Origin of the sequence: Streptomyces sp. NRRL B-24572 (assembly GCF_002156145.1) — a bacterium.
In the GTDB taxonomy this organism is placed as follows: Bacteria; Actinomycetota; Actinomycetes; order Streptomycetales; family Streptomycetaceae; genus Streptomyces; species Streptomyces vietnamensis.
The window spans coordinates 1-2,772 of record NZ_MWIG01000932.1 but is presented as its reverse complement, the minus strand read 5'-3'; the positions used below and the strand labels follow the sequence as shown (position 1 = coordinate 2,772).

General features: G+C 70.7%; 4 protein-coding genes. 3 read left to right on the top strand and 1 reads right to left on the bottom strand.

All coding sequences use genetic code 11. The features are described from left to right. The 3 genes from CCN56_RS38470 to CCN56_RS38460 form a co-directional block, all read left to right on the top strand. On the top strand, positions 1 to 828 hold an 828-nt coding region (locus CCN56_RS38470), incomplete at its 5' end, for a carbohydrate ABC transporter permease (RefSeq protein ID WP_086832285.1). A gap of 13 nt (positions 829 to 841) precedes the next feature. Then, complete coding sequence (locus CCN56_RS38465) at positions 842 to 1,750, top strand: carbohydrate ABC transporter permease (protein WP_086832286.1); 909 nt, start codon at positions 842 to 844, stop codon at positions 1,748 to 1,750. Between the two features lie 76 nt (positions 1,751 to 1,826). Continuing rightward, the gene (locus tag CCN56_RS38460; protein ID WP_373412953.1) at positions 1,827 to 2,006 is read left to right on the top strand and encodes an LAETG motif-containing sortase-dependent surface protein; all 180 of its coding nucleotides are present in this window, start codon (positions 1,827 to 1,829) and stop codon (positions 2,004 to 2,006) included. On the opposite strand, the gene CCN56_RS38455 is transcribed toward CCN56_RS38460, so the two are convergent. Then, positions 2,003 to 2,772, bottom strand: a 770-nt coding sequence (locus tag CCN56_RS38455) for a triacylglycerol lipase (RefSeq protein ID WP_107484298.1), incomplete at its 5' end; no start/stop codon positions are given. The two genes, CCN56_RS38460 and CCN56_RS38455, sit on opposite strands and share 4 nt — an antisense overlap.

The window sequence follows — 2,772 nt, the reverse complement described above, 5'->3', positions numbered from 1 at the left end:
CTCTTCCCGCTGCTCTACACGGGATGGCTCTCCTTCCACCGGGTGAGCCTGTACAACGTCGACCGTGCCGAATGGGTCGGACTGCGCAACTACACCGACCTGTTCACCGGCCAGGTCAGCCACTACTTCTGGAACGCGCTCCTCAACACCTTCACCCTCGGCGTCCTGTCCACCGTCCCCCAGCTGCTGATGGCGCTGGGCCTCGCCCACCTGCTCAACTACCGGCTGCGCGCCCGCGGATTCCTGCGCACGGCGCTCCTCGCCCCGTACGCGACCTCCGTCGCCGCCGCCACCCTCGTCTTCGCCCTGATCTTCAGCCCCGAGGGCGGCATGGCCAACTGGCTCCTGGGCCTGTTCGGTGCCGGGCCCGTGCACTGGGAGGCAGGCCGCTGGAGCTCGCAGTTCGCGATCTCCGTGATCGTCACCTGGCGCTGGACCGGCTACAACGCCCTGATCTACCTCGCGGCCATGCAGGCCGTGCCGCGCGAGCTGTACGAGGCCGCGGCCCTGGACGGCGCCAACCGCCGGCAGCAGTTCCTGCACGTCACGGTCCCCGCCCTGCGCCCCACGATCCTCTTCACGGTGATCGTCTCGACCATCGGAGCCACCCAACTCTTCGGCGAGCCCTACCTGTTCGGGGGCCAGAGCGGTCACCAGGGCGGCACCGACCACCAGTACGAGACCCTCGGAATCCTCATGTACGACCAGGGCTTCCACTCCAGCATGCTCGGGCGCGCCAGCGCGGTCGCCTGGATCATGTTCGGCCTGCTGCTGCTCATCGGGCTCGTCAACGCGCTGATCACCCGCCGCCTGCGCACCTCCCAGTGACGTGGAGTACGACATGACCACCACCACATCCGTCCCCGACCGCCGTCACCACGCGCCGGCCCGGCCGTCCGCCCGTGCCGGCCGGGCCGGTGGCCGGCACCGGGCCGGGCGACTCGCCCACATCGTCCTGGGACTCGCGGCCGTGGCCTCGCTGTTCCCGCTGTACTGGACGCTGGTCGCGGCCTCCACCGACAGCCACGCCGTCGTCTCCAGCCCACCGCCGATGCTGCCCGGCGGCAACCTCTTCGAGAACCTCACCTACGTCTGGCGCAACGCCGGCGGGCGCGGCATGGGCGTCGCCCTGCTCAACTCCACGCTCGTCGCCGGAGCCGTCACCGTCAGCACGGTGACCTTCTCCGTCCTCGCGGGCTTCGCCTTCGCCAAACTCCGCTTCCGCGGGAAGAAGGTCATGCTCGGCCTGGTCCTGTCCACCCTCGCCGTGCCCGCGCAGCTCAGCGTCGTGCCCCTGTTCATCCTCACCAAGAACCTGGGGCTCGGCAATCACCTCGGGGCGCTGATCCTGCCCGTCCTGGTCACCGCCTTCGGCGTCTTCTTCATGCGCCAGTTCCTCTCGCAGGCCCTGCCCGCCGAACTCCTGGAAGCCGCCCGCGTCGACGGCGCCAACTCGCTGCGCGTCATCCGGCACGTCGTCTTCCCCGTCGCCCGCCCGGCGATGGCGGTCCTGGGCATGCTGACCTTCGTCCAGTCCTGGAACGACTTCCTCTGGCCGATCATCGTCATGAACGGCGCCACCAACCCGACCGTCCAGGTCGCCCTCGCCGGACTGGGCACCGGCTGGTCGACCGACTGGTCCGTCATCACGGCCGGAGCGCTCATGGGCACCCTGCCCCTCCTCCTGGTCTTCGTCCTCTTCGGCCGTCACATCGTCGGCGGCATCACCCAGGGCGCCCTCAAGGGCTGACCTGCGCCTTCCTTCCTCGTCCCGCACCCTCTGCCAAAGCCTCGTCCCGCACCCTCCGCCAAAGGGAGACTCCGCCATGTCCGCAACCCCCGTCACCGCCCCCGCCCCCGCCTCCGGTTCGTCTTCCGGTGTGGAGCTGGCGGAGACGGGCGGCGACGCCACCACCCCGTATCTCGCGGTCGGTGGCGCCGCCGTGCTCGCGCTCGGTGCGGCGGTGCTCTTCGGGACGGCCCGGCGGCGCCGGGCCCGGGGCTAGCCGACCACCGAGAGGCAGGTGGTCGGGGTCGCGTGGGCCGGGTCGAGGGCGTTGGCCACCTCGTGGAAGGTGACCCGGTCCACCGTGCCGATGGCCACGTGCTCGGACAGGTCGAGCGCGCACTTGTCCTGGATGAGGACGTTGGTGACGTTCGGGCCGGTCAGGAACTGGGAGCGGTACGGGGTGACGACCTCGTCGTACTGGCTCGCGATGACGTGGTAGCGGACCCCGGGGACGGTGTCGCCGCCCTCGTTGAGCTTGGTGATGAAGGCCGAGCCGGCGATCTGGTCGGCGAGGCCCGGGGTCGCGGAGCTGATGAGGTCCTCGGCGCCGGGGAAGTACGGCAGGAGCTTGGTGAGGCCGCTCAGGGTGGTGCCGTGGTTGTCGGGGGCGATGCCGACGAGCGTGTTCACCTTCTCGGCCCCGCCGAGGAACTTGAGGTACCAGCGGGGCATCATGCCGCCCTGCGAGTGTCCGACGAGGTCGGCCTCGGGGGCGCCGGTGGCGGCGAGGACCCGGTCGACGTAGGTGTCGAGCTGTCCGGCGGAGGCGGCGATGGGGCCGAGCCCGTTGAAGAGGGGCACGCCCGGCAGCTGGCCGTAGTCGAGGGAGAAGACGCAGTAGCCCCGGTCGACCAGGTAGGGGGCGAGGGCCAGCCAGTTGTCGACGGCGTTCCCGAAGGTGCCGTGGACGAGGACGACGGGGCGCGGGTGCGCGGCGGAGGGCTTGCAGGAGAAGTCGTTCCAGCCGCGCACCCGCGCCCCGT